Origin of the sequence: Paenibacillus sp. FSL P2-0173, assembly GCF_038008045.1 — a bacterium.
Classification (GTDB): domain Bacteria; phylum Bacillota; class Bacilli; order Paenibacillales; family Paenibacillaceae; genus Paenibacillus; species Paenibacillus polymyxa_B.
Map to the genome: position 1 here is coordinate 1 of NZ_JBBOYK010000006.1, position 19,926 is coordinate 19,926.

The window sequence follows — 19,926 nt, forward strand, 5'->3', positions numbered from 1 at the left end:
TTGGTTTATAAAAAGAGCGATAAGCTCATTTTGAAACTGACGAGATAAAATATCTCTTGTTTGCTTCCATTTTATACAGCCCGATGGCATGTACCAAAATTTCAGCGTTGGATTTTGTAAACAAAATCCGTACTCACTCGTTGTTCAGTTTTCAAAGATCAAATCAACAGCCGTTTAACTGGCTGGGTATATAATTTATCACGTGTATACCTATCAGGCAAGTTGTAATATTTCCCAGTTTGCTAATTTGTATTTCTACCCGTTGTAGTTTTTATTAAAACACTCCAACACACGGTAATTTACCTGGAGCAACCAATGCTCTCTTATCTCCTACTTAAACTGCAAAGTTGATCAGGTATAAACGTCATAAATCAGAAAAGCAGGTGCTCTTTATGTATTGGAGAGCCGCTGCTTTCGCTTTTTTAGATAAAATACTGAAATGTTCGCTTAGCTTAAAGCTGTAGCAAAATCCTGTATCAAAAGTTCAGCAGGCTCATGCCCTACAGCCAGGCGGATAAGCGATTCAGGCATGTGTTGTTTTTTTAGACTCTGCTTATTGAAGCCGTAGTTTGGTGAGATCACCTGGCTCTCCATAGACCCCCAAGATACACCGATCCGGATCAGTCGCAGTTTATTGATCACTCTACATATATCCTCATAAGTCGAATCCTTTAGTTCAAAACTGAATAATCCAGCATACCCTTTGAGCTGTCTACATGCCAGCTTATGTTGTGGATGAGAAGGAAGTCCGGGATGATTCACTTTGGAAATGGACGGATGATCTGATAGAAAACGAGCAACCAACAGAGCATTCCTTTGATGGGCTTCCATACGGAGCGGGAGTGTTCTTAGACCCCGAATGAGTAGCCAGGCTTCAAAAGGAGCTAACGAGCCGCCAATCAACTCATACTCTTCAGCATACATACGGTTTATTATCTCTTTAGAAGCGATCACTGCCCCTGCAATTAAATCATTATGACCACCCAAGTACTTGGATGCGGAGTGAACAACGATATCTACGCCCCATTCCAATGGTTTTTGGAAAAGGGGTGTAGCCCATGAATTATCTATGATTGTACGTATACCCTTTGCTTTGGAAAGCGAAGTTACCTCCTGAATATTTACCATATCGAATGTGAATGAGGTAGGAGACTCCATAAGAATAGCACGGGTCTGCGATTTGATGGCATCAGCAACTGCTTCCGTAGAAGTCGAATGTACTATTGTATAGTCTATATGGAACCTCTTTAAATATTGGGCTAGGCTGACGGAGGTTTCATATATGTGTCCGACCAGAATCAGATGGTCCCCTGCGGATAAGCTACACATTAGAGAGGCACTGATAGCAGCCATTCCGGAAGCAAAGCACTTGCAATCCGCCCCACCTTCCAGCGCAGCAATCATTTGCTCTGCAATCTGAACGGTAGGATTGGTTCCCCTCGAATAGACATAATGCTCCTTTTCATTATTAGCCGCTTCAGCATAATCTTCGTAAGTATCAAAGAAAAATGGAGCAGTCTCATAAATAGGAGGAGCAGCAGCCTTAGCAAAATACCCTAGTTCGTCCTCAAATCGGAGACAGATAAGCTGATCATCCGAGAAACTCAAACCTGATCACCACTTTCTAAAAAATTTCAAACCTATAAGAGGTAGTCTCCTCAATCCGGGACTCAAATATTCTATACGTCAAACTCTTCTAGACCCTATGCTGGTTGATTTGCGAAATTCGGATAATTATGAGGCTTCCAAATGTCTTTCACTAAATATCCAATTCATAAAAATAGCGTATATTTTTGGGGTGCAGGGCAAAGATATGCTTTATCAATAAAGAGGGGGTTCACTTGTGTTGACACGTTGGATTAGAAATGTTCTGAAACCTGGAAAAAGGTACACACAGGATATCGAAAAATCTAAACAGCAGGCCTCTTCAGAACCCATAAATCCATCATTAGCACATACTCTATCAATACTTAAATTAAAACTCGGACAAAGCTCTGATTTTATCATTCGTGATTTTTCCGAAAGTCCTGTCCATGCTGGACATCTCGCCGTTTGTTATATCGAGGGGCTGATTGACCAAAACTTGCTTTCCGATTTAATGGAGGGCTTAATTACAGAGCCGGTCTTCGCAGCTTCTTTTAAGCTTGAAGAAAATACCGCAGTTTCGCTAATAAAGAGAACAATCCCGTCAGGAAATATTCAAATGATACACTCGCAAAATGAAATTTATCAATCCATCCTCTCCGGTAATGCTGTCATTGCTATCGATGGAAGTACATATGCCCTGACAGTTTCCATCGCCGGCGGAGTAAGACGAGCTATTCAGGAACCCAGTACTCAAACCGTAGTTCGGGGTCCTAAAGAAGGATTTACGGAGGATGTCTCAACCAACATCACACTGATTAGAAGAAAATTGCGGACACCTGACCTTAAGTTTGAAAGTCATATTATTGGGCGATATACACAAACTAAAGTTATATTAGCTTACATTGAAGGTGTCGCTAATCCAGAAGTCGTGCATGAAATTACTAAACGGCTTCAATCCATTGATACAGACAGTATACTTGAAAGTGGCTACATAGAAGAATTCATACAGGATGAACCACTTAGTCTCTTTCCCACCATGCTGAACTCAGAGCGTCCGGATACAGTCGCAGGAAGCCTTTTAGACGGACAAGTAGCTGTTCTGATTGATGGGACGCCATTTGCTCTGATTGCACCTGTAACCTTCTTTAATTTCTTTCAGACGGCTGAAGACTACTACCAGAGATATGACATTTCATCTTTTTTAAGGGCTCTTCGTGTGGTATCTTTTTTAATCACTTTGTTGCTCCCTTCTCTATTTATAGCCCTGACGACTTTTCAACAGGAAATGATCCCTACCACGCTGTTAATTACACTGATGGCTCAACGGGAAGGAACTCCTTTTCCCGCATTATTGGAAGCATTAATGATGGAATTGATGTTTGAAGTAATTCGTGAAGCCGGTGTGCGAATGCCTAGGGTCATCGGGCCAGCCGTTTCCATCGTAGGAGCTCTAGTTATCGGGCAGGCAGCGGTGCAAGCCGGACTGGTCTCAGGTGCAATGGTAATCGTTGTTGCCTTCACAGCTATATCGAACTTTGTGATCCCATATGTCACCTTGGCTTCAGCAGTCCGATTGTTGCGGTTTGCTCTTATGCTAATAGCGGGGGCTCTGGGCTTATTCGGTATTCTGATAGCACTTATCCCCCTTTTAGTTCATCTTGTATCACTCAAATCATTTGGAGTTGATTATTTTATGCCCTACAGCCCCTCCTTTAAGTCCAATATGAAGGATCTTGTCATTAGAGTACCGTGGTGGGCTATGAAAACAAGACCAAATGGAAAATCAGCTTCCAACAAAACCAGACAGGCAACTCACCAATACCCTGCCATTTCAGATGAAATTAGAAATGATGACAAGTCTGATACCGAAAAATAGGAGAGATCAATGGTGAGCCAATTTAGAGTTAGTTACGTTCTGTGTATTGCAGGATTATTACTTACAGGGTGCGTGGATCGAACAGAATTGAATGAATTAGGCATCACAACAGCAACTGGAATTGATGGACATCAAGGCGACTGGATCAATACTTATCAAATCATCATTCCATCAGCTATGACGACTGGCTCAGGTGGTTCTTCCACGGGGGCATCGCAAAGCGCTGTACATACTTTTTCTACACATGGAAAAACACTAAGAGAGACCGTTACGAAGAGTAGTCTGGAATACCCACGTAAATTGTATTTTGCTCAAAATAATGTAATCGTTATTGGAAAAAAAGCAGCAGAACAAGGCATTGAAGAAATTATTGATATTTACCTCCGTAACCTTGATTCACGGGAAACTGTAAAAGTATTTATTGCCAACGGAGAGGCTCGTGATTATTTAAAAAAGCTTGTACCACCAGAGAAAATTCCCGGTCAAGCTTTAGAAAATATTATAGAAAAAAACAGAAGATATGGATCGATTTATCCATCCGTATCTATGTATGAATTTATTTCGAAAATTAGCTCCGATAGTGGTGCAGCCGGAGTTCCAGAAATATCTCTTGAGGGCTCCGAGCCGGAGAAACTAGATTCTGTTGATGTGTTCAAGGAAACATCCGCTAAAAGTAAACTTAAGTTGTCGGGCCTAAGCATTTTCCGGAAAGACAAAAGAGTCGGACACCTAAATGAAAAGGAAAGTATAGGGGTTTCATGGTTAAACAACCAGATTAAAAACACCACTATAAACTATGTGGATGGGAATGCTACGGCTGCTTTCCTCATCCGGAAGGCCAAGGTTAAGATTACGCCAATAAAGAACTTAAATCATTTTTACCTAAACGTTGACGTTAAAACTACCGGAGATCTTTTGTCAGCCTCTTCGCAAAGAGAAATGAAAAATATGCAAAGTATAGACCAATTGCAGAAGCAAGCAGCAGAAATTATCGAGTTGCAAATCCGGGAAGGCTGGAAAGCCTTACAGCAAAATAATATCGACCTTATTGGTATTGGGAATAAAATTCATCAGAAGAACCCAAAAGACTGGAAAAAAATAAAGGAAACGTGGCCTAAGGAGTTAGCAAACATGGATATAAAAATAAATGTAAAAATGAAACTTGCACGTCCAGGATTATTTGGAGAGTCTTTTAACGAGCTATTGAAATGAATGGAATAAACAGGCAGAGGTGAATTGAAGCAATGCGTCAAAATTCAATCCGAGTATCAGAGCTGATCATTTGTATGTCTTTGTTTGAAGTTGGAAGTACAACTTTGTTTTTAATGGGAGCTGAAGCAAAGCAAGATGCTTGGTTAGTCATGTTGATAGGCGCCTTAGCAGGACTACTTCTGTTAATGCTCCATCTTGCTATCCATCATCAAGACCCTGAATTAGATTTGTTCATGTTGTTTCGCCGTTACATAGGAAAATATGTGGGTACAACGATTAACCTGCTTTTTGTGATGTACTTCACATATGAAGCTTCTCGGAGCTTACGCGATTTAGGCGAGGTGACAGTCCTGGCTTTGCTACGCCAAACCCCCTTGTGGCTCATCATGTTGATCACAATCATGGTTGTATCCAATACGATTCGTTACGGATACAAAGTATTGTTCCTATTTTCCTTATTCCTTTTCCCTTTTTTTGTACTTGGATATACTATAATTACTATACTAATTCCGGCAACCGGTCTCTTTCACTTTGAAAATTCTCTTCCGATTCTAGAGGAAGGATGGAAACCCATTTTTAAAGCCGCTATTCCTGAGCTTATCTCCTTTCCATTCGGACAGATTGTATTATTTCTTGTATTTTATCCGCTTGTACATAAAGACCGGAATCTCACAAAAACTGTGATCTTTGCCTATAGTATTACCGCCCTTTCTCTGATATTTATCAATCAATTGAATATTTTTGTTCTCGGACCTAAGATCGCCGTAGATAGTACACTTCCTCTGTTGGAAGCCGTTCAGTTGATTGAATTGGCGGATGTGTTCGAACGAATGGATGCCCTTTTCACCTTGCTTCTTTTTCTTGGATTGATCATCAAAATGTCCTTATTTTTTAATGGCGCCGTGATAGGACTTGAAAAAATAACTGGAGTCGGATTTAAAAAGTGGATTTCCCCCCTTGCAGCACTTATTTATGGGCTTTCTTCTTTGTCCCCTAACTTTACTCATCACATGGTAATCGGTCGAAAAATTGTAATTAATACTTGGTTCCCTATTTTTCAGATTGTACTCCCTTTGTTTCTGTTTACAGTTATTATTATTAAAAGAAGAAAAAAGACAAATAAACAGTCCTCTTCATGAGAAGATGGTAGTTCAATACCCCAAAGTTCTGCCTCTATCTCAGTAGCTACACCATACACGGTAAGAAGCGCAGAACTGTAGTAGCCTATCATTCAAATTTTATGATGCTTTTTCTCTTTCATCGGCACGATGTGAAGTGTTCCATCCTCGCTAAACTCTGCGTAGGCGATTTCGTCGATACTATCATATCCCTGCTCGCGCACCTTTACTTTAATCTCTTCAATATCGATTGACTTCCCACGCATAGATTCGTTCAGGAGCTTTCCTTTATCAATGACTGTAACAGAAAAAAGGTCAGACTGTGCATCTATTCCCATATCCTGAGCGGCGGGTGGCTCGTATTCGGGTTTGCGCATGACTGACAATGAACCATTCGTTTCTAACGTGGCGTACCAGACCTCACGAAGAGAAAAAATATTTTGCTGGCGTAGCATGGAGAGCAGCTGGGTAAATTCTATATCATATTTTTCAAGCATCTCTTGATTGACCTGGCCCTTATCCACGAGTAGCACTGTTCGACCTTCTGCCATATATCCAAATTTCACAAAACGGGTCGTCGCCTTTTCAAAAAAGTAGGCCAGCGCGCACCATAGTGCCAAAGCAAATAAAAGCTGCCCAATGGTCACCTTATCGTCATATAACGTATTTCCCACAATTTCGCTTAACACCAATGATGTTAGGAAATCGAGTGGTGTTAACTGACTGAGTGTTTTTCGACCTGTAATAAAAGTAATGATCCACAAGCCAAAAAAGCTGATGATCAATTTGACACCAATCGTAACAAATACCTCCATAAATAGGCCTCCCGGAAGAAGTTGTTTTCCTTATGTGTTATTTACACCTGTCTACCTCAGCATAAACAGAGGGTTATTCCTAAAATGTCCGATTAAAAAAGCCCGCTACCAACTAGAGGCAGCGAACTTTAATTATGGCTAGTATATAATCTTAATCTTTCAGATGTTTATCAAAAAACTTCTTAACAACGTCCAATATATGTGGCTGGGTAAAGGCAATATGCCAGCCCCCATAATTTTGTACATAGTAACATCATTGCCCGCTAGCATGGACTCTGGAGACATGATTATCTACTTTTCACAAGAAGCTGAATCGCTTCTTTAACCAGCTTATCCGTGTCTCCTCCTGCCTCTTGCTCTTCCAATATACATCGTTGCAGATTCTCTGCTACAATTTGGGCAATCGCTTTATCTGATGCGTTACGTACGGCAGATAACTGGCTAACGACGTCTTTGCACGATTTACCTTCATCCATTAAACGAAGTACCCCACGTACCTGTCCCTCAATCCTCCTCAGGCGCGTTTTCAGTTCATCACTGTAATTGTAATCCATAAGTAATGCACTCCTTTTTTGACTTACCATATACACGTATAGGTATATTATAAACCAAAAAAATAAATAGGATACCCTAAATAAATAGATTCACCTTCCCCTGCGAAGCATCCCCCAAGTAGGCGGCTACTCCAGCATATTCCAAACCGTCGATTAGCTCTTCTTGCTGCAGTCCTAACAAATCCATGGTCATGGTACAGGCGACGAGCTTGATCCCCTGCTCTCGTGCCAACTCTATAAGCTGCGGCAAGGAAAGCGCATTGTGCTTTTTCATGACATGCTTGATCATCTGTGGACCGAGTCCGGCAAAATTCATTTTGGATAGTGCAAGCTTTTTGGGTCCACGAGGCATGATCCAGCCAAAGGCTTTTTCGAGCATTCCCTTATTGGTGCTCACGATTTCATCCTTGCGCAGCGTATTTAGCCCCCAAAAAGTAAAGAAAATAGTTACTTCATGATCATATGCTGCCGCTCCATTCGCAATAATGAATGCAGCAATCGCCTTATCCAGCTCCCCGCTGAATAATACAATCGTTGTTTTGGACTGAACATGTTCTTGATTATTTGTATAAATTCCTGCTGTCGTACTCATATGGATTCGCTTCCCTTAGTTTCTCCAGCCCATTCGGATATGCCTGAAAGCACAGATTTGACTTTTTTAGCGCCTTTGGAAACTAAGAACTGACAAGCCATTTCACTGCGTGCTCCAGCTTGGCAAATCACTGCGATCTCTTCTTCCAAGTTCAGCTCAGAAAGTCTGTTCTCCAGTTCGCCAAGAGGGATGTGCTTAGATCCAGGGATATGTTTAAGCGCAAATTCAGCGGGTTCACGAACATCAAGCAAAATGAAGTTCTCTTTTCCAGAACATTTTGCTTGTAGCTCTTCATGGCTTATCGTAGAAGAAAATATTTGCTCCTTCTTCACTTCAGCCGGATTTGCTTTGCGTAAATAATGTCGCATTACATCTCCTTCTTGGAGGGTGCCCAAATATTGATGTCCGGTGTTTTTAGCCCAGCTCTGAAAATCGGCTAATGAACCTTTGTCAGTCGCCTGAACCTCTATAATCTTTCCGGGAACGAGCTCATTCATAGCCTTTTTTGTTTTTACAATAGGCATAGGACAAGCTAGCCCTTTGCAATCAAGAATATGATCTGCTTGGATATTGTTAGTTGATGACATTCTATAACCTCCGTCTTTTTTTTGAGGGGACTTAGTTTAGTTAAACCTCTTTATACATATACCCCTATGGGTATTAGAATAACGAGACTCGCTTCTCTTGTCAACTTATTTGGCCGTTTTTTCTCAGAAGCAAATGAAATCATGTCTTGAACAAAATAAAATTAAAAGCAAAAAAAGCCGCGCAAAAACGCGACTCTAATGCATAAACCAAAATTAATCGTCTTTTTTCATCAGTTCTGGTAGATCCAGCGACATCGAAATATTACACAGCATACCTCTGGAGAGAAAAAGCATCGTTCTTTCCATTGCTTGTTCAATACCTGCCCGTCGGAAAGCATCATAAACCGTCGTATGAATTTCACGGAATCCTTGCTGCATCACGCTTACAACCTCATCCTCGCGGATCGTCTGCGCCTGCATTTGCAAAAGTGTTTCATTGCGGTATTCCATCATAATTTGCGAATAGGCTGCAATTAGCTCTTGCTCGAGCTGTTCAGATGAGGCCGAATGAATAACTCTGTGAAAAGAGTCTATGATACGTGCAAATGAAACCTTCAAGGCTTCAACAAGCAACGCTTCCTTGGTAGCGAAAAAACGAAAGACATAGGGCTGAGAAATATTGGCCCGTTCCGCAACTTTGGCTGTTGTAGCTCGGTAGTAGCCCATCTCTGCAAACACTTCAATGGCAGCAGATATGATTTCCTTTTGGCGATTTATAGATGTTGACGTAGCTTTAGCCATATTTTTTTCATCCTTTAATTTAGCACAGTTTTCTGATTAGTGATTAATCAATTACAAATCAGTATAAACGACATAACCTAAAAATGCAATGAGTTTGAACAAAGTCGCCTCCGCAATTCTGACGGAAACGACTCTGTTATATACATCCAATTATGGCGTCTTAGAGTTAAAATATAATCGGATATAATTGACCTTTTGCGTTTTGGTTTGATAGGAAAATACTAAATAATAACTAAGTCCTGATGTGTTATTGATCGTATAATTAGCTTCTGCTGTGTCAGGTATGTCTCTAGAGGTGTCAACGGTTTCCGTAGGTTGGCCCAATTCGTCAACAACTTGTTTGATAAGCAACTTCTTATAGTCTGGATCGGAAGATGTGATTTCTGTAACTTTATCGCTTCCATCCAGCACGATGTCTGTATGATACTTAGCGTAGCTTCTCATAGGACCTGTAGAACCTGACTCAGATTTCCCCCACAGCTCAAATAACAGATCGCTGCTAGTTCCCAAGCCAAGACCTTTAGGCAAATTCGGTAAGGTCCCCTGCTTGGCTGCGCTGAATAAAGCGGCTGCGGAGCTGTGTTTACTGTGAGATGAAGCTGTACTACTGGCAGGTTCTTGATGGGTAGAGGTTGTGCCTTGCCCATTAGTATTGGGATCCGTGTTTTGATCTGTAGAACTAGCAGGCGGTGTGACTGTTTCTGCTTTAGTAGGAGCAGTTGATTTTGCTTCCCCGCTATTGCTGCATCCTGTCATCACAGCAAAACCTATAGCCAAGAAAGCACTAGTGGTGATTAGCTTGCAAGCCAATTTTTTACGATCATAAGATTGATGTGTATGCTTCATTATAAGATCACTCTTTCCTTGTTCATGGGTACAAAGCAAGTGTAACCGAACCTCGTTTCCAGAATACCTCTACTTGTATCCAACTTGTAAACAAGGACATTGATGATTTTCTAACATACCCTATTTACGACCGTAAGCTCCCAGCTGTTGTTTAGAAAAGGAGTAAGGAGAGTCACTCTTCTTCAACCATATATTTCCTTTAATGATGAAGATGTATACAGCAAAAACAAAGTAGATCGTACCCGCAATCCAGTCTATTGCCGTTGGGATGTCTCGCTGTACTATTTCATGAATATACCAGATTCCGACTGGAACATGCAGGAGAAGTGCCGTAAACAAGCCAGGATTATATAAGGTTTTTGCTTTAATATTGACAACGATACCGTGCCAAACGACCTGAAAGAATCCCATAAAAATTGGTGCGAGTCCAAGCCAGACTACTTGCGGGAACCATACGGGGAGCAGATAAAACACGTAGGCAATTGCTACATTGATAATCATCGCTGATTGAGTGTTTAAGGGGTAATGATCCGGTGTATCACTTTTAAACATAACATTGTTAAATAAACCAGCAAAATATCCAGGCCAGCGGTACTCCTCAAATTGATGAAATAATATAGCTACAAAACTCAACCATAACATGCCTGTTATATCCGAAAGGATAGCTGGATTCATAAGTAAAACAATACATACAACCACACCGATTATAGCCCCTGCATCTTGCCAATATTTTCTTAAAAAATTCATATTAGTCACCCCTATGATTTATTTTGATCAAAATATCTTTCGAACAGCAGATTTAATTGTTCCTCTATTGAAGGTATTTCCACAACTGCCCCTGATTCAAGAATCGGACTCATCAGTGCAGGCAGAAAAATAGCTCCAAATATTTGCAGCATCATCGCTAACAAGCGCTCCGGCTGTTGCTCACCTGTCAGCTCCTTGATCGTGCTCTGAACCTTTGGAAATCCCATGATGTTTAAAAACCTTCCGTATTCCTGTTGAGATGTAAAGGGCGTGCTGCCCATGGCAATAATTCGCGAAAGAAGCTCTGGATATTGACGAATGACCTGTAGATAGTTAAGTAAAAATTGTTTCAGTCTATCTTGGGGGGGCATCGCTGTATTGTCCAAAATAGAAAAGGTGTGCTGAAAGCCATTTAATATCACTTCAATAGCTTCACTGAGCAGATTTTCCTTGGAGCCAAAATAATAATTAACTAAAGAAATATTAGTAGCAGATAGGTCGGCAATTTTTCTGATTGTAACCGCTTCAAAACCTTCCTTTTGAATAAATTCCAGCGTAGCGTCTAAGATTTTTTCTTTGGTTTGTTGTTTTTTGTCTGGGTGATTCATGTTTTTCCTCCTCCTGTTTCGTCCAATCATAACGGATGAATGAAATGGGACGATTTTATGTAAATGACTTTTCAAACAATAATTAAAACGTTGTTTAAATTACTGTTTGAACTCAGTTTAGCACTTTATATTTCACAAAACAAGGAGCAATTTGAGATTTAGGGAATAGAAAAACCCGCATAACGAATGAGATCGTTTGCGGGTCGATTGAATGGAGATTGAGAAAAGGCCTAAATGGCCCAATTTCCTTTGCGGAACACGGCTTCTTTACTTCCGTCTTGCAGTTCGCCGTCAATATCCAGCTCAGCTGAGCCGATCATGAAGTCAACATGAGTCAGGCTGACATTGGCACCGTTCTGGAGCAGCTCCTCCCGGTTCATTTGTGTCCCATTTTCCATATTAAATGGATACGCACTGCCTAGAGCCAAGTGGCAGGAGGCATTTTCGTCGATACCTGTATTGTAAAAAATGCGATTGAGATTGGAAATCGGTGAATCGTGCGGCACCAGTGCAACTTCTCCCAAATAGCTGGCCCCTTCATCCGTAGTGAGCAAATGAGTCAAATGCTGCTCGCCGGATTCTGCTGTATATTCAGTGACTTTACCGTCCTTAAAGGTAAACGTTATGCGATCCACCAGTTGTCCATTTAAATTGAGTGGCATGGTACTTGTGACATGACCATTTACACCTGTACGCTTAGGCATCGTGAACACTTCTTCTGTCGGCATATTCGCGACAAAATAATCTCCGTGCTCGTTCTCACCACCACCGCTGCGCCAAATATGACCGTCAGCCAGTTCAATTCTCAAATCTGTTCCTGGTGCACGATAATGGAGGCTTTTATACTTTTTATGATTCAGCTTGTCTTGTACCTGTTCAAGGTTTTTCAAATGTTTCTGCCAATTCTGAATAGGATCAGAGCCATCTACACGGTTCATTTGGAAGATTGTATCCCACATGACACGTATACGATCCTCTTCTGCTACATCTGCAAATACTTTATCGGCCCAAGCCTTCGTCGGCGCTTTAATCAAACACCAGCTAATTTTATGATTTCGGGTATATTTGGAAAAACCTTCTCTCGCCGTAGCTGCCGCCTTAGTCGCACGAGATACCTTTTGTGGATCAATGCCTTGATATAAATCCGGGTTCGGCACTTTAATCGTTAGTGTGGCTCCACCCTCTTCGGCAAATTTCTCCATCATTTCTGCCTTCCAAGTAGGGTAGTAATCAAAGCTGGCTTCGTCACCATGTTCAAAACGACTACGTGTAATGGAATCATCCTCGAACTCTACCTGTACATATTTAGCGCCTGCTTCATAGGCTTTGCTGACAATCAGGCGTGTAAACTCAACAGTTTCCAGTGGTGCAGTTACCAAAAACACCTGTCCGGGCTGAATGTTAACCCCTACTCTTACGACCAGTTCTGCGTATTGCTCCAACAATGATTCAAACGTACTCATTTTTCCACGCTCCTGTTCCGTTTTGATTATATTGAATGATTTCATCACTACAGTACGGATTGCTTCTCCAGTTCACGCAGCTCCACTCTTCGTATTTTGCCCGAGCTAGTTTTAGGAAGCTCTTGAATAAACTCTATTTTTCGTGGATATTTATAAGGCGCCGTCCATGTTTTCACATGATGTTGCAGTTCCTTCACTAACGCCGGTGATCCTTCTACCCCAGCTTTGAGTACGACAAAAGCCTTTACAACATGTCCACGGATTTCGTCAGGGCTGGCTACGGCAGCACATTCCTGCACGGAGTCATGCTTCATAAGCGCTTCCTCTACTTCAAAAGGACCAATGGTATAGCCAGAACTGATAATGATATCATCCCCACGTCCTTCGAACCAGAAATATCCATCCTCATCTTTGCGAGCCCGGTCTCCCGTAACAAAATAATCTCCGTGGACACTAGCTAATTTGCGTTCTGGATCATGGTAATACGTATGGAATAATGCCGGCAGATCAGCGCGTACCGCAATATCGCCCACTTGCCCCGGAGCCAGCGGAATGCCCTCCTCGTCTACGACCTCAACGAGTCCCGGTGCAATAGATTTGCCCATCGAGCCTGTGCGCAGAGGTGCATCCTTTAAATTACCAATAATTAATGTGCTCTCTGTTTGACCGTAGCCGTCACGAATCGTAATGTTGAACTGCTCCTGAAACTTATTAATGACCTCCTGATTGAGAGGCTCTCCCGCAGAAACTGCGCTGCGCAATTGGGATAGATCATATTGATCCAAACCATCCGTTTTCGCCATAATCCGGTATTCTGTCGGCGTACAGCACAACACTTGGATTCCGTACTGCTGCATGAACTGCAAATACCGACCTGGACGAAACGGACCATTATATACGAATCCGGTCGCTCCATTTCCTAGTACGGATAAAAACGGACTCCAAATCCACTTTTGCCATCCCGGTGCAGCTGTAGCCCATACTATATCTGAAGCTTGAATATCCAACCATGGTGATGTTATCCGCAGATGAGCATATCCCCAGCCATGGCTATGTACAACACCTTTAGGATTTCCTGTGGTGCCGGAAGTATAGGCCAGAATGGCCATGTCGTCACGGTGCGTCTTCACAGCTTCAAAAGTATCTTCCTGTCCATCCATCAGCTCATTCAGCACGAGCCAGCCAGATACATCTGCCGTGTCGTCCCCGGAGACCACGATGCGATAATCCAGAGCAGGCAAATCATCATTTATTTTGTCCACTTCGCTTGTTACTCCGGTCCAGGCAATGACTGCGCGCGCTTCTGAATGGCGAAGACGAAATGCAATATCCTTGGCACGTAGCATTTCTGAAGATGGAATGACAGCAAGCCCCAGCTTCAAGCAGGCCAGATAAATTACATACGCAATAATACGCCGTGGTACTACGACCAGAACTCTGTCACCTTTGTTAAATCCCAGATTTGCGAGTCCTCCAGCCAGTCGATTAGCCTTTTTCAACAGCTCTCCGTAGGTGATTTCTTCGTATTCTCCTGTCTCACTCAGCCACTTGAGTGCGGTTTTACCAGCATCATGGTGTTCCATTTCCGAAGTCATATTGTAATATTCAGGCGCAAGCCATTGTTGTTGATCTGTCAAATTATACCTTCCCCTTTATACATAAGATGAGATCCACTTTCTTACTGTAGTATAACACGTCTTAGTACCAGGTTCTAATACCAGAATCATTTTTTTGGAAAAAAATAAATTTGGTAAAGCGAACGACAAAAAGAAAGAGCCTAATTACAGGCTCTTTTTCTTCACTACTATCGTGATTTACAACTGGAGTTCTACCACTGTAGAAGTCGCTTCCTGACCGTTTACGAGCAGTGCAATCCGGTGCGCTCCCGCATAATGGCGACGAGTGGTCAGGTCTGCAAAACGGTGTGTCCGTGTACCTGTAAGATGGGTTCCTCCAGGGACCGTTTTGTCAGATAGCAAAAACAGTTTACGTGAGACTTGTCCTCTCGCCTTCACAAAGTCGATGCCGTACTCGATGCGGACTCGTACCGGGTCACCTTCACGAAGCTGAAGCGCGTAGCTCAACTCACAGCTATCACCGAGCCTTAGCAAGGCAGGGTCTGTGCTGAAAGAGGCTTCAGTGACTAACGGCGCCCCGTCTGTTTCATCCGCATAGCCGAACATTGCCATCACTTCGGGGATGGATTTGCGAATCAGGGTCCGACAGCCATGACGCACAATCCAGTCGGTGTCAGGATGTGTTCCTTTCCACCGTTGAGCCGTAGCAATGACCACATCAGGATGATCCTTGGCAATATCGTTCAGGTTGTTAGCTACACTTTTACGTACATACAGCGATGGATCGGCCTTCAGTAATTCCAATACGGCCAAAACTGGAACAGGATCGCGTTTAAACACAGGCAACGCCTGTCCCCAGGGTAGCCGTGGACGACAGCCTTCGCTGGCAAGTCGGCGGACGTGTTCACTTTGTTGTCCGGCCCAGGTCGTCATCTGCCGCATCATCCGTTCCGGTTCACGCAGAAGGAAGGGTCTCACGGCGAACTCCGCAGAGGACTTAGAGGTGAATCGCTCCAGTGCCTTCATGGACAGTTCCCAATGCTCTTCTCCCTGCCCATACACCTCCACAAAATCGGGGAAAAACAAGTATGGAAAACCACTGCAATGCTCGTCTATAGCAAAAAGAATATCCAGAGCTTCTTCATATTTACTGGGCAAAAATGCCCCTAATGTTAACGAAATACGTCGTATTCGTTCTTTTAGCTCCAGTTCATCCCATTTTTCATCCATCACTTGATGGATGAATCCGTTGGTATCGAACGGCCTGTACGCAGACTGTACTTTTTCACCGAATAGTTGAAGAAAATTCTCCGTGTACATATTTTTTAAGGGCTCGGCCATTATATATCTCCTTTTGTATGAGGTTGAGAGAATTGTAGCAAGGCATACTAAAAATGCCAAGTCCTATGGTTAGGACCTGACATTTTTACATTAATACAAGAAATCGATTTACTTATAATTCGTGTTGGGCAAACCAATTGGTAATACGTTGCAATCGTTCCACGCGAAGCTGCGGGTGCCCTTTTCGTGAAAGCTCGTGACTTGAAGCTGGGAAACGGACAAATTGTGTAGGTTTCCCCAAGCGACGTAATGCTGTAAACAGCTGCTCTCCCTGCTCTATAGGACATCGCAGATCCTGCTCCCCGTGCAATATGAGCAGCGGTGTATTGATTTGCTGCACATAAGCCAGCGGAGATTGCTTCCATAAGAGCTCGCAATCGTCCCACGGATTCCCGCCGACTTCATCTTCAGTAAACGAGTACCCTATGTCACTCACTCCATACATGGACAGCCAGTTAGATATGGAGCGCTGGGTCACAGCTGCGCGGAAACGATCGGTATGGCCGACAATCCAGTTTGTCATAAAGCCACCATAGCTGCCTCCTGTTACACCCAGCCTTTCCGGATGAATGAATGGAAATTGACGTATAGCCTCGTCCACTGCGCTCAGCAGATCGGTGTAATCGCGTCCGCCGTAATCTCCAAGGACGACATTGGTGAAAGACTGTCCATACCCTCGGCTTCCTCCCGGATTCGTGTAGATGACTGTATACCCCTGAGCGGCCAGCAACTGAAATTCATGAAAAAAAGAATTGGAATACATGGCATGAGGACCACCGTGAATCTCCAAAATAGCAGGATAGGATACCCCCTCCTTAAACCCAGCAGGCTTCATCACCCATCCCTGCACCCGTCGTCCATCCTCAACCTCAGTCCAGAAGCTCTCAGGCACACTGATCTCAATCTCATCAAACAGAGAGTCATTCACTCGTGTCAGCCGTTCCTCAGTTCCTGAATGGATCGCAACCCGGAACAAATCGCCTGGTAAAGAAACATCGGTGGAAGCCGCAATGATATGCCGCTCATCCGAAGTAAGCTCGAATTGGTAAATTTCCCGTTCTCCTTGCGTTAAAATTTTAAAAGTTCCATCAAGCGTAAACTGATATACGTGTACATTTCCTTCAAGGGTTACCAGCGTATACAGGGATTGACCGTCGGCACTGAAGCGTGGTGGTCCTATATGAAGATGTGAACGCATGTCGCTCATACCCGCATTACCGAGGTGAGCGTCAAGCGTCTCACTAACGCATACTGCCGTCCCCCCCCTGGAAGGAACCGTGTACAGTCGGGTCTGAGTAGCGCCTTTGGCATGTCGATCATGACCGTAAAAGGCAATCGTTGAACCGTCAGGAGAATAAGCAGCACTCTCGATGTGCAGTTCAGAATGGGTCAGCTTAAGCGGTGCTGCTGCATCACCATTTGAAGTTGCAGGAGCTATCGTAAACAAATCATTCTGCTTACGTAAATCCGTATCCTCTTTCGAATGCTCTGCTATTCTGGCGACGAATAAAATACGTTGACCATCCGGTGACCACACAGGCTCCGCCACATCATAAGCGCCGGAAGTCAGTTGAACTGTGTGCCCCGAAGTCACATCAGTTACATACAAGTGATCACGAGTATCATCCCACAGTCCATATCCGTCGGATTTAGCTTTCGTTCGATTAACGACTCGTCCCTTAAGTTGTGCCTCCTGAGTTCCTCCATCGGATGTAGGGCTTGACGGGTTCTCGGCCGTTTTAGCTACAAACGATATGCAAGTCCCATCAGGAGACCAGGCTAATGAACGAACATTGTTCTCTACGTGTGTAAGCTGTCGTGCCTCCCCTCCGCGTTCTGGAATAATCCACACCTGGCGCTTGCCGTCTGTTGTACGGAGAAAAGCTAGTTGTGATCCATCTGGTGACCAGACAGGCGTTTCATCTTTCGGTCCGTATGTAAAGGGTAATGCGCTAGCGCCTTCGGACGATAATAGCCAAATTCCTGAGTTATAATCTGTCCACTCTTTATTAATATACTGTTCTACGTAAGCGATTTCACCACTAATAGGATGAATAGCTGGATCGCTAACCCAGTGAAGTCGATATAAATCCTCGGCTGTTATACAGCGCTTGGTCGTACTAGATTGTGAGTCGCTCAAAAAAATTCCTCCTTTATATCATTAGATTCCACATCTTTAAATTTTAATTAATCCGATTAATTTTATGTGATTTAAATGAATATACAATTACGTTACTCTTTTTATTTATCTCTGTCAATTTGTCTAAAACTAAAAAGACCCTCTCTCAGTCGCTATCGACCCGAAAACACCGCTACTTCGGTTGCTTTCATGAGAGAGGGTAACGTTATTCATCAATCACAATTGGAAAATAGGAGAAATGGAGGGAGCCCCATTAGGAATAGCAGCCAGTGATCCATTTTCTTTGTGTAGGTTCGGCACCTGCTGCCAAATAGTGCTGGGAATCTCTCGCCGCAGCACAGGAATGATATCCTCGGCAAACCGATGCAGCTGTTCAAGCTGCTCCTGCTCTCCCAGCCCATCCACGCTTATGCTGAGTACCTGATGGCCGAACGCAGTATAATAGTTCCGTATTTTTTCAAGAACGCTGTCCGCAGAACCAATCAGAACTGGACCGTTGCGGATATTGTCCTCCAAATTTGTAAACGGGGATTGATTATGTTGAGCCGCCGTCGTCGAGTGGTAAGCATCATAATACGGGCGATAGCGTCTGATCGCTTCCTCGTCTGTATCCGCCAGATACAAGCTCCCGGCTCCGGCACCAATTACGGCTTGAGCAGGATCATGACCGTAATAAGCGAGCCGTTCACGGTAATGATCAATTAAGCCTTTATACTTGGCCTGAGGATGGAAAGAATTTGAGGAAAATAACGGCTCTCCATATTGTGCAGCCAGCTCCGTCGATAATGTACTGGAGGCACTTCCATGCCATATCGGAATTTGCTGTTGATATGGGCGTGGCTGTGTCGTGACCTGATACAGCGGGGGCCGATAGTTGCCCTTCCACGTAACCTCTTCCTCGCTCCATAGCCGTTTGAGCAGACGATAGCGTTCTGCTAACGATTCCCACTGCTCTTCCTCCGTAATTCCAAACAACGGATAATGGCGTGGATCATTGCCTTTTCCGATAATCAGTTCTAATCTTCCGCCCGATAAATGATCCAATGTCGCATAATCCTCAGCTACGCGTACCGGGTCAAGAATACTAAGCACCGTTACCATCGTCAGCAGACGAATCCGTTCAGTTCTCGCTGCTATAGCGGTCAGAACGAGTGGAGGTGAAGACGACAAAAAAGGCGTACCATGCCGTTCCCCCACACCATACGCATCAAAACCAAGCTCCTCTGCGAGCACAGCCTGCTTAATTACATTTTGGAATTTTTGCTGCGAACTCCAGGCTTCTCCGGTAATCGCATTAGGCAGATTAGCCATTAGGCTGAACAATACAAACTTCATTCGCTCCTGCCCCCTTTCTGCGAACGAATCGGCTTCTTCCGTTCCCTATGATCGCGTCTAATTTCGGTTAGCTGTCTCGGCTTCATTTTTTTCACGAATGTAGGTGGAGAATAATTCAGGATTCACCACTTTACGCAGTAAATGCATCGTCCCGTCCCCTGTTCCATGGTCAAAAGCATGGATACGTTCATACCCCCAACGCTCATACATGGATAGCAAATAGGGATGCTTTTCCGCAGTCGCCAGTGTCACAGCAGGAGCACCGACCTTGTCACGAATAATCGTTTGCTCTACCCAATTCAGCAGTTTTTTCCCATATCCTTTGCCCTGGGCAGCCGGGTCTACAGCAAACCACATCACAAACGGTAGATCGGTTATAAAATTAAGGGCTCTATTTTTGAGATGGCTAACGGTAGCCTGAATGACACCGTCTACTTCCAGCACATAGCAATCATTATTTTTAATGTTTTCTTGAATGAGAGCAACATCTGCCTGAGCGGCAGGCCATCGAAGCTCCAACTGCCGAATTGTTTCATACGCCTCATACGTCACATACTGCAATCTTTCTGCATCCTCTTGGAGTGCCAGACGATAGATTTCACTCATACTAACCCGCCTTCCTATAGTATTATTATAATGCTCGTGAATCACCAAAATAATTAATCCTATCTACTTAATCAGATATAAAAATTAACATAACTGTAGCATGCTCAACATCCAGCGACAAATTAATTTTTTCTATAACTCCATTTAAAATAACAATAGCCCCTAGAAAGATGGGAATTCG

At 43.4% G+C, this 19,926-nt stretch carries 18 protein-coding genes; 3 read left to right on the plus strand and 15 right to left on the minus strand.

Translation table 11 applies throughout. The features are described from left to right. Nucleotides 1-447 precede the first annotated feature (447 nt). On the minus strand, nucleotides 448-1,608 hold the full coding sequence (locus MKX30_RS24165) for a trans-sulfuration enzyme family protein (RefSeq protein WP_341063671.1): 1,161 nt from the start codon (nucleotides 1,606-1,608) through the stop codon (nucleotides 448-450). A 235-nt stretch (nucleotides 1,609-1,843) separates the two neighbouring features. Between MKX30_RS24165 and MKX30_RS24170 the strand changes: the two genes are divergently transcribed. From MKX30_RS24170 to MKX30_RS24180, 3 genes are read left to right on the plus strand one after another with little or no spacing between them, the layout of a single operon-like run. Continuing rightward, complete coding sequence (locus tag MKX30_RS24170) at nucleotides 1,844-3,463, plus strand: spore germination protein (protein ID WP_023988556.1); 1,620 nt, start codon at nucleotides 1,844-1,846, stop codon at nucleotides 3,461-3,463. A 9-nt stretch (nucleotides 3,464-3,472) separates the two neighbouring features. Further along, the gene (locus tag MKX30_RS24175) at nucleotides 3,473-4,675 is read left to right on the plus strand and encodes a Ger(x)C family spore germination protein (RefSeq protein WP_023988555.1); all 1,203 of its coding nucleotides are present in this window, start codon (nucleotides 3,473-3,475) and stop codon (nucleotides 4,673-4,675) included. Nucleotides 4,676-4,707: 32 nt separating this feature from the next. After that, on the plus strand, nucleotides 4,708-5,814 hold the full coding sequence (locus MKX30_RS24180) for a GerAB/ArcD/ProY family transporter (RefSeq protein WP_254349153.1): 1,107 nt from the start codon (nucleotides 4,708-4,710) through the stop codon (nucleotides 5,812-5,814). 92 nt (nucleotides 5,815-5,906) lie between these two features. Here the strand turns inward: MKX30_RS24180 and MKX30_RS24185 are convergent, their stop codons facing one another. The 14 genes from MKX30_RS24185 to MKX30_RS24250 form a co-directional block, all read right to left on the minus strand. Then, on the minus strand, nucleotides 5,907-6,608 hold the full coding sequence (locus tag MKX30_RS24185) for a DUF421 domain-containing protein (RefSeq protein WP_341063672.1): 702 nt from the start codon (nucleotides 6,606-6,608) through the stop codon (nucleotides 5,907-5,909). 287 nt (nucleotides 6,609-6,895) lie between these two features. Continuing rightward, a complete protein-coding gene (locus MKX30_RS24190; protein WP_013310304.1) occupies nucleotides 6,896-7,162 on the minus strand; it encodes a metal-sensitive transcriptional regulator in 267 nt (88 codons plus the stop codon). Between the two features lie 76 nt (nucleotides 7,163-7,238). Continuing rightward, nucleotides 7,239-7,754, minus strand: a complete 516-nt coding sequence (locus MKX30_RS24195) for a DsrE/DsrF/DrsH-like family protein (protein ID WP_049828400.1) — start codon at nucleotides 7,752-7,754, stop codon at nucleotides 7,239-7,241. Then, entirely contained in the window at nucleotides 7,751-8,341 is a 591-nt protein-coding gene (locus tag MKX30_RS24200; protein ID WP_023988551.1) for a sulfurtransferase TusA family protein, read from the minus strand. Before MKX30_RS24200 ends, MKX30_RS24195 begins: the two co-directional genes overlap by 4 nt. A 213-nt stretch (nucleotides 8,342-8,554) precedes the next feature. Then, nucleotides 8,555-9,082 (minus strand): TetR/AcrR family transcriptional regulator, encoded by a 528-nt coding sequence (locus tag MKX30_RS24205; protein WP_076161218.1) that lies wholly within the window; start codon nucleotides 9,080-9,082, stop codon nucleotides 8,555-8,557. A 150-nt stretch (nucleotides 9,083-9,232) separates the two neighbouring features. Beyond that, a complete protein-coding gene (locus MKX30_RS24210; RefSeq protein WP_341058467.1) occupies nucleotides 9,233-9,928 on the minus strand; it encodes a DUF4309 domain-containing protein in 696 nt (231 codons plus the stop codon). Nucleotides 9,929-10,048: 120 nt separating this feature from the next. After that, complete coding sequence (locus tag MKX30_RS24215) at nucleotides 10,049-10,675, minus strand: HXXEE domain-containing protein (RefSeq protein ID WP_023988548.1); 627 nt, start codon at nucleotides 10,673-10,675, stop codon at nucleotides 10,049-10,051. An 11-nt stretch (nucleotides 10,676-10,686) separates the two neighbouring features. Next, nucleotides 10,687-11,283 carry a TetR/AcrR family transcriptional regulator gene (locus MKX30_RS24220; RefSeq protein ID WP_341058466.1) on the minus strand — a complete coding sequence of 199 codons (597 nt, stop codon included), beginning with the start codon at nucleotides 11,281-11,283 and terminating at the stop codon, nucleotides 10,687-10,689. A 230-nt stretch (nucleotides 11,284-11,513) separates the two neighbouring features. Next, nucleotides 11,514-12,746 carry an aminopeptidase gene (locus MKX30_RS24225; RefSeq protein ID WP_068939472.1) on the minus strand — a complete coding sequence of 411 codons (1,233 nt, stop codon included), beginning with the start codon at nucleotides 12,744-12,746 and terminating at the stop codon, nucleotides 11,514-11,516. A gap of 47 nt (nucleotides 12,747-12,793) precedes the next feature. After that, entirely contained in the window at nucleotides 12,794-14,383 is a 1,590-nt protein-coding gene (locus tag MKX30_RS24230; RefSeq protein WP_068939443.1) for an acyl-CoA synthetase, read from the minus strand. 177 nt (nucleotides 14,384-14,560) lie between these two features. Continuing rightward, entirely contained in the window at nucleotides 14,561-15,664 is a 1,104-nt protein-coding gene (locus tag MKX30_RS24235) for a hypothetical protein (RefSeq protein WP_341063675.1), read from the minus strand. Nucleotides 15,665-15,776: 112 nt separating this feature from the next. Then, nucleotides 15,777-17,804 carry a S9 family peptidase gene (locus tag MKX30_RS24240; RefSeq protein WP_341063676.1) on the minus strand — a complete coding sequence of 676 codons (2,028 nt, stop codon included), beginning with the start codon at nucleotides 17,802-17,804 and terminating at the stop codon, nucleotides 15,777-15,779. A gap of 216 nt (nucleotides 17,805-18,020) precedes the next feature. Then, nucleotides 18,021-19,139 (minus strand): LLM class flavin-dependent oxidoreductase, encoded by a 1,119-nt coding sequence (locus tag MKX30_RS24245; RefSeq protein WP_341063677.1) that lies wholly within the window; start codon nucleotides 19,137-19,139, stop codon nucleotides 18,021-18,023. A 57-nt stretch (nucleotides 19,140-19,196) separates the two neighbouring features. Further along, nucleotides 19,197-19,745, minus strand: coding sequence for a GNAT family N-acetyltransferase (locus MKX30_RS24250; RefSeq protein WP_023988541.1), 549 nt, complete (start codon nucleotides 19,743-19,745; stop codon nucleotides 19,197-19,199). Nucleotides 19,746-19,926: the final 181 nt, after the last annotated feature.